Source organism: uncultured Cardiobacterium sp. (genome assembly GCF_938028825.1).
In the GTDB taxonomy this organism is placed as follows: domain Bacteria; phylum Pseudomonadota; class Gammaproteobacteria; order Cardiobacteriales; family Cardiobacteriaceae; genus Cardiobacterium.
Genome location: NZ_CALIZP010000013.1, coordinates 21,861 through 28,470, shown reverse-complemented (window position 1 = coordinate 28,470; position 6,610 = coordinate 21,861). Strand labels below are relative to the sequence as shown.

The window sequence follows — 6,610 nt, the reverse complement described above, 5'->3', positions numbered from 1 at the left end:
TGGTGCCCAGAAGAGGACTCGAACCTCCAAGGGATTGCTCCCACTAGGACCTGAACCTAGCGCGTCTACCAGTTCCGCCATCTGGGCTTGGTTTGTATCACTCGTTATGGAGCCGGAGACAGGAGTTGAACCCGCGACATCCTCATTACAAGTGAGGCGCTCTACCAACTGAGCTACTCCGGCCTCTTAAGCGTCGTCAAGGCGGCGCATTGTATAGGGTTTTTTGCTATTGGGCAAGTATTGTTTTGCGCACGGTGTTTCCGAAGGCACGCCGTTCGGTATCTGCATAGAAAAGACGGCGCGGAGCCGTCTTTTCTATTGCGGGGTGAAGTGTTTTACAGCCCATGCACGCGCAGGCGCGGCGCGATGTCTTCGTATTTTTTCTCGCCTGCCGGGGCGGCGATGCCGCCGAAGACAAGTTCGGCGCGCAGGTGCCAGTGGGCGGGGATATCCCAGGTTTTTGCCACTTCCGCGTCAATCAGCGGGTTGTAGTGTTGCAGGTTGGCGCCGATGCCCGCTGCGGCGAGCGTTGTCCAGATGGCGTACTGATGCATGGCGTCGGCGTGATCCGCCCAGACGGGGAAGTTGTCGGCATAAGCGGGGAATTGTGCTTGCAGACCTTCGATGACGCTTTGATCTTCGTAGAAGAGGATGGTGCCGGCAGCGGCGCGGAAGCCTGCGAGTTTTTCGGCGGTCGGTGCGAAGTTTTCTGCCGGGACGACGGCGCGCAGGGCGTTCTCGGCGATGCCCCACAGTTTTTCGTGCTCCGCGCCGAAGAGGACGAGCAGGCGGGTGGACTGGCTGTTGAATGCTGACGGCGTGTGGCGCACGGCATGTTCGATGATGGCGGAAACTTCGGCGGCGGGCAGCGGCAGGCTGCGGTTCAGCGCGTACACCGAGCGGCGGGTTTCGGCGGCTTGTTGCAGGGTTTTGTAGTCGGCTTTTTTGTTGAAGAACATGGAGGGTCTCCTGTGGTTGATGTTAGCGGCGGGATTTTAGGCTATCGAGCGCCAGGCTGCCACCGCCCGCTGCGGCGAAGTAGAGGAAGATGAAGCAGAAGAGGACGGCCGATTCGCCGCCGTTCATCAGCGGGTAGAGGGCATTCGCCTTGGCATGGAACATGAAATAGGCAACCGCCATTTGTCCGGAGAGGAGGAAGGCGACGGGGCGGGTGAAGAGGCCGAGCAGGAGCAGCGTGCCGCCGATGATTTCCAGCCCGGCGGCCGCGCCGGACAGGCTGGCCCAGTTGAATCCTTCTGCCATTTTCGCCGCCGGGAAGGCGAAAGCTTTGGACGTGCCGTGCAGGATGAAGAGGTAGGCGCTGACGATACGCACGAAGGAAAGGATAAGGTTCTGATAAGGAGCGAGGAATCGCATGGAGATAGTCCCTGGTTGATGAAAGAGCGGCCAGTATAGGGTTTCGCCCCCGCCTCGCCTATACTCGCGCCATTGAAGCAACTTTTCCCGACAGGAAATCATGGACACCCTGACCAGTCTGCACGTCTTTTGCCAAATTGTCGCCAGTGGCAGTTTCACCCGCGCCGCCGACAGCCTCGGCATCTCCACCGCGATGGCAAGCAAACACCTGCGCCATCTGGAACAGCATCTCGGCACACGCCTGATGCAGCGCAACAGTCGCAGCCTGCGCCTCACCGCCGAGGGTGAGGTCTATTACCACCGCGCCAGCGAGGCGCTGACACTGCTTGACGTTGCCGCGAGCGAGGCCGGTAGCGACAGCCCGCAGGGGCATCTGCGCCTGACCGCGCCCATCTGGTGCGCGAACCCCGTCTTTGCCCGCTGGATGAACGACTACCGCGCGCGCTACCCGGCGGTCAGCCTCGACATCATCCTCGACAACGGCATGCGCGACCTTATCGGCGAAGGCATCGACCTCGCCCTGCGCGTCAGCAAAACGCCCGCGCCGACGCTGGTCGTGCGCCCGCTCTTTACCGTGCAATTCGTGCTGGTGGCGAGTCCCGCCTACCTGCGTCGCCACGGCGTACCGCAGACACCGCTTGAAGCGGCGGCACACCAGGCGGTGTTGCCGTCGTACACCGACATCAGCGCCATGCCGTACAGCACGGATGACGGCAGCGACACCCTGCAACTCGCCAGTCCGTTGCAAAGCAACAGCACCCTGATGCTGCACCAACTGCTGCTGGCAGGCGGTGGCATCGGTTATCTGCCGCTGTGGCTGATTAAAGAAGACCTCGCCGCCGGACGGCTGGTGCGCCTCCTGCCCGCATACCGCTTCCGCAGCATCACCCTGCACGCCGCCTACCCCGAACGCCGCCATCTCAGCGCGAAAGTGCGCTGCATGATCGATTTCCTGGTGGAAAAAGCGGCAGAAATGCCGCCTCAACCCGGCGGCGCGGCGGCGCAGAAATGGACAACATCCCCCGCATCAAAAGGAAACACCAGCTCGCGGTCGCGCGCGGCGTCATAAAGAACGGGCACCAGCGTATCGTACTGCGCGCGCAGGACGGGATCGCGATCAATATTGACGCGGCGGGCGGGCACATTCACCGCCGCCAGCAGCGCCGCCGCATCCTCACAGAGATGACAACCCAAGCGGACATACAACAAATAAGACATGACACAACACACACAAAACAAAAGCCTATTCTATCGGCGCATTCCACCCCACAGAGCAACAACCGCACGATGAACACCCCCGCCTACACCGGCCGCTTCGCGCCCACCCCCAGCGGGCCGCTGCACCTCGGCTCGCTCGTTGCCGCCCTCGGCAGCTACCTCGATGCCCGCGCCCACGGCGGGCGCTGGCTGTTGCGCATCGAAGACGTGGACAGCCGCCGCAGCCGCCCCGCATACATCGCCGCGCAGATGCACACCCTGCGCAGCCACGGCCTGCACCACGACGGCACGGTACGGGTGCAATCGGCGCATATCGCCGACTACCTCGCCGCGCTCGACCGCTTGCGCCCGCAGCTCTACCCCTGCGAGTGTAGCCGCAAACACTGGCACGACGGCGCCCGCATGGGGGCATTAGGCTCAATCTACCCCGGCACCTGTCGCGAAAAACCCCTCACCAGCCTCACCCCGACGGACGCCGCCATCCGCCTGCGCCTGCCGGATACGACCGTGACCTTCCACGACCGCCTGCTGGGGGATTGCCGCTTCTCGCTGGCGGACGACATCGGCGATCCCGTCCTGCGCCGCCGCGACGGCGATATCGCCTACGCGCTGGCGGTAGTGGTTGACGACGCCCTGCAAGGGGTGACGGACATCGTGCGCGGACAAGACCTGGTGGCGGCAACGGCCATCCACCTCACCCTGCAAAGCCTGCTCGACCTGCCGCAACCGCGCTACCTGCACCTGCCGCTGCTGCTCAACCCGGACGGCAGCAAACTGAGCAAGCAGAACCACGCCCCCGCCCTCAACGACGCCACCCCGACCGCCAACCTCCTCGCCGCCCTGCATCACCTCGGCGAAGACTGCACCGACTACACCACCGCCATGCCGCCGCCGCTCCTCCTCGCAGAAGCGGCGCGGCGCTGGTCACGGCGGTAAGACAAAATCCGGCAAGCGTGCCGCTTGGCATCGTTCTTTCTAAAAATGCAAAAAGCAGGCTGTGCCTGCTTGATGGGCTGAAGCCCATCCTATGTGAGTCCAATGTTCACGCCGCTTGACGAGCCCGGTAACTGCGCCGCTTGATGCGTACCAAATCAGAAACGCGCACAAAAAAGCCCTTCCCCCGTGGCCGCGCCCCACAAAAATGCGAGCGTTTTTGTGGGTACCCGGCGGAAGGGTTGGGATGGGGGCAGCAAAAAAACGCGCAGCGACAAAACCCAATATAGTCGTTTCAAACAGGAATGAGACAAGGTGGCGAGCCGAAGGCAGTACAGATAGTACGGCGAAACTTGCCAACCGTATCATTTCTGTTTGAAACGACTATAACCATACCGCTTGGCGAATTTTTGCCGTGTACCAAGACCAATCGCAAAAAAAATAAAACGACGTTCGCAGGGGTGGACTTTAACCCCCGTCAGCCGCATGATTTCTGCGAGCTGAAGCTCGCCCTACGGCAAGTGGTTTTTGGATTTCGGCTCATTTTTCTTTTTGCAGAACGGCGACCAGAGTACGCAGGGCAATAAGTTCGTTTTCTTTCTGCTTCAGCAATTCGTCTTTATGGGCAATGATAAGTTGCAGCTTTTCATTCTCGGCTGCGATAGTTTCTGCGCCCTGATAGTAATTTCCATAGTGTGTGCCACTATTATTTTCAGAGAATAAACAGATTAATCCTTTTTCGCTGATATTAATGAGTTCGACAAGATCCATATCAAATGCCTGGGCGATTTGCGTCAAACGATCCAGATTCAGCTTGCTTTCGCCCCGCTCGATTTTGGCATAACCATTTTTTGACATATGGATACGCTCCGCCATTTCTTCCTGTGACCAATGTCGCAGTTCGCGCAACGTGCGGATTTTATCATGCAACATACTGTTTCTCCGTAAGTTTGTGAATTATTGCCCACAATTTAGCACTTTTAACCTACAAAAAGAAGCCTAAGAGATATAGGCAGTGGGTAGTCTGAATAACTTGTAACAATTAACATGCGTTTAAGCCATTTTGTGGTTTTACAGTGTCTATTTTTAGTTAATTTTTAACAAGTTGAGGATGCTATGAAAAAATATGATTTACCGGATTGGGAAGAAGAATCCTTGAATGTAAATAATCGATATATATGGTTATTAACTTTTTACCCTCTTATAATGCTATTATATGCAGCAATATCAATTTTTGTCAATTTAAGCAATTCTACTTTATTAATAATTTTATTTACAGTACTAATTATTTCATTATTTATAGCATATTTATTCATTTTGAACATAATAGTTGCAATATTGGTAATAATAATTTCTATAATAACAGGGTTAATTGGTGGGATGAGTGTATTAGGAAATCTATTGTATATTCTATACATGATGATAACTCTTGTAGTACTACCAACGCATCTGTTTATATTAGATAGAAATGCTTTAAGAGATTCTGGTGCAATAGTTCCACTATCTTATTGGATTTGGGTTTTGTTTTTTCCTATCTATTTCCTATTCCCATTTCTTTTCTTCTTTCCTTTTTATATTTTTAGGAGACAAATGCTTAATAAATTTAGCTTGAATATATTTTGGATATATATGGTGACAACATTTATAATCCTTCCTGCGATCATGGGTGTATTGAGTAGTTTTGCCAAGTAGTTGAATTTTATGACCATATGGACGCATTATGATAATCTCAGGGTTCCAAGAGATGCAACACCTGAGGAAATAAAGCGTGCTTATAGCAGACTGGTCTTTCGCCATCATCCTGACTGGGCGAAGGAAAGTGATAAGGCAGAAAAGACCAGGATTATGCAAATTATCAATGCTTCTTACAGGATTTTGTCCAATCCGCAGGCCAGAGCTGCATATGATGCACAATTACGTCGCAAAGAAGATTTTTTCGCTGAGGTGAAGGATGAAGATAGTGATAGTAGATCATATACAGCTTATCGCCCTCCACCCAGGAACCGAGATGATGTGGAGGAATATTATGAAGCGCTACGCAGATTCAAAATGAGAGCTATGCCGATCATTAAGAATATCCTTATTTTGATAGCCTCTGTTGCTATCGTGTTGATTGGTGGAATTATAAATTTTGCTTTACGCCATATCTGATGCTCTTTTGGTATCTCCTATTATCAAGCAAGTATTATTATTCCATCTCGGTTTTAGAAATATACGACGTATTTTGTGGTTTGGGTTTCGATTCGTCAGAATTGAAATGTATGGCTGGCTCAATCCCGCCCTACTTCTTTTTTGCCACTCCTATTTTTTTGCATTCTGACAAATAGCGGTTTTGTCATATGCAAAGAAGCGGACAATGCTAGATAGAAAAAAGCGGGCTTGTCGCCCGCTTTTTGCTGTTTATTTTTCTGCTGGCGGATCGTCATCGCCGTAATACATCACGCCGAGTTTGATTTTGCCGCGTCCGTTTTTCAGGCGCCAAGCGTTGGTGTCGCGCAGGGAATAGATGCAGCCGCAGTATTCCTGCATGTAGAAGCGCTCGCGTTTGCTGATTTCAATCATCCGCTGTGAGCCGCCGCCTTTGCGCCAGTTGAAGGTCCAGTATTGGACGTCGGGGTAGGGTTCGGCGGCGCGCAGGCCGCTTTGGTTGATTTGCGCCATGTTTTTCCAGCGGCTGATGCCGAGCGAGCTGGTGATGACGGGGAAGCCGTGTTCGTGGGCATAAAGGGCGGTGCGCTCGAAGCGCATGTCGAAGCACATGGTGCAGCGTTTGCCGCGTTCGGGTTCCCATTCCATGCCTTTGGCGCGGGCAAACCAGTTGTCGGTGTCGTAGTCGCAGTCGATGAAGGGGATGCCGTTTTTCTCGGCGAAGGCGATGTTTTCGTCTTTACGCAGTTCGTATTCGCGGCGCGGGTGGATGTTGGGGTTGTAGAAGAAGATGGTGTAGTCGATGTCCGAGGCGAGCAGGGCTTCCATGACTTCGCCGGAGCAGGGGGCGCAGCAGGAATGGAGCAGGACTTTGTTGTGCCCGTCGGGCGGGACGAGTTTGGGGCGTTGGTAGGGGGGTTGTTGGCTGGTCATA

Annotated in this window: 9 protein-coding genes and 2 tRNA genes; 4 read left to right on the top strand and 7 right to left on the bottom strand. The window is 54.4% G+C overall.

What is annotated here, in order from left to right:
• The 4 genes from Q0562_RS01590 to Q0562_RS01575 form a co-directional block, all read right to left on the bottom strand.
• A tRNA-Leu gene (locus tag Q0562_RS01590) sits at positions 1-87 on the bottom strand.
• A 20-nt stretch (positions 88-107) separates the two neighbouring features.
• Positions 108-183, bottom strand: a tRNA-Thr gene (locus Q0562_RS01585).
• Positions 184-335: 152 nt separating this feature from the next.
• Positions 336-959 carry a nitroreductase family protein gene (locus tag Q0562_RS01580; RefSeq protein ID WP_298640234.1) on the bottom strand — a complete coding sequence of 208 codons (624 nt, stop codon included), beginning with the start codon at positions 957-959 and terminating at the stop codon, positions 336-338.
• 22 nt (positions 960-981) lie between these two features.
• On the bottom strand, positions 982-1,377 hold the full coding sequence (locus Q0562_RS01575) for a DoxX family protein (protein WP_298640231.1): 396 nt from the start codon (positions 1,375-1,377) through the stop codon (positions 982-984).
• A 100-nt stretch (positions 1,378-1,477) separates the two neighbouring features.
• Between Q0562_RS01575 and Q0562_RS01570 the strand changes: the two genes are divergently transcribed.
• Complete coding sequence (locus Q0562_RS01570) at positions 1,478-2,446, top strand: LysR family transcriptional regulator (protein ID WP_298640228.1); 969 nt, start codon at positions 1,478-1,480, stop codon at positions 2,444-2,446.
• Here Q0562_RS01570 and Q0562_RS01565 read toward each other — a convergent pair.
• Complete coding sequence (locus tag Q0562_RS01565; RefSeq protein WP_298640225.1) at positions 2,359-2,595, bottom strand: glutaredoxin family protein; 237 nt, start codon at positions 2,593-2,595, stop codon at positions 2,359-2,361. The genes Q0562_RS01570 and Q0562_RS01565 overlap by 88 nt on opposite strands.
• 69 nt (positions 2,596-2,664) lie before the next feature.
• On the opposite strand from Q0562_RS01565, the gene gluQRS reads away from it, so the two are divergent.
• Positions 2,665-3,531, top strand: coding sequence for a tRNA glutamyl-Q(34) synthetase GluQRS (gene gluQRS, locus Q0562_RS01560; RefSeq protein WP_298640222.1), 867 nt, complete (start codon positions 2,665-2,667; stop codon positions 3,529-3,531).
• Between the two features lie 537 nt (positions 3,532-4,068).
• Here the strand turns inward: gluQRS and Q0562_RS01555 are convergent.
• Positions 4,069-4,461 carry a helix-turn-helix domain-containing protein gene (locus Q0562_RS01555; protein ID WP_298640219.1) on the bottom strand — a complete coding sequence of 131 codons (393 nt, stop codon included), beginning with the start codon at positions 4,459-4,461 and terminating at the stop codon, positions 4,069-4,071.
• Between the two features lie 183 nt (positions 4,462-4,644).
• On the opposite strand from Q0562_RS01555, the gene Q0562_RS01550 reads away from it, so the two are divergent.
• Positions 4,645-5,220: a hypothetical protein gene (locus Q0562_RS01550; protein ID WP_298640216.1), complete on the top strand. Its 576-nt coding sequence runs from the start codon at positions 4,645-4,647 to the stop codon at positions 5,218-5,220.
• A gap of 9 nt (positions 5,221-5,229) precedes the next feature.
• Positions 5,230-5,679 (top strand): J domain-containing protein, encoded by a 450-nt coding sequence (locus Q0562_RS01545; protein WP_298640214.1) that lies wholly within the window; start codon positions 5,230-5,232, stop codon positions 5,677-5,679.
• A gap of 249 nt (positions 5,680-5,928) precedes the next feature.
• Here Q0562_RS01545 and Q0562_RS01540 read toward each other — a convergent pair whose 3' ends face one another.
• Positions 5,929-6,609: an epoxyqueuosine reductase QueH gene (locus Q0562_RS01540; RefSeq protein WP_298640211.1), complete on the bottom strand. Its 681-nt coding sequence runs from the start codon at positions 6,607-6,609 to the stop codon at positions 5,929-5,931.
• Between the last annotated feature and the right edge of the window lies 1 nt (position 6,610).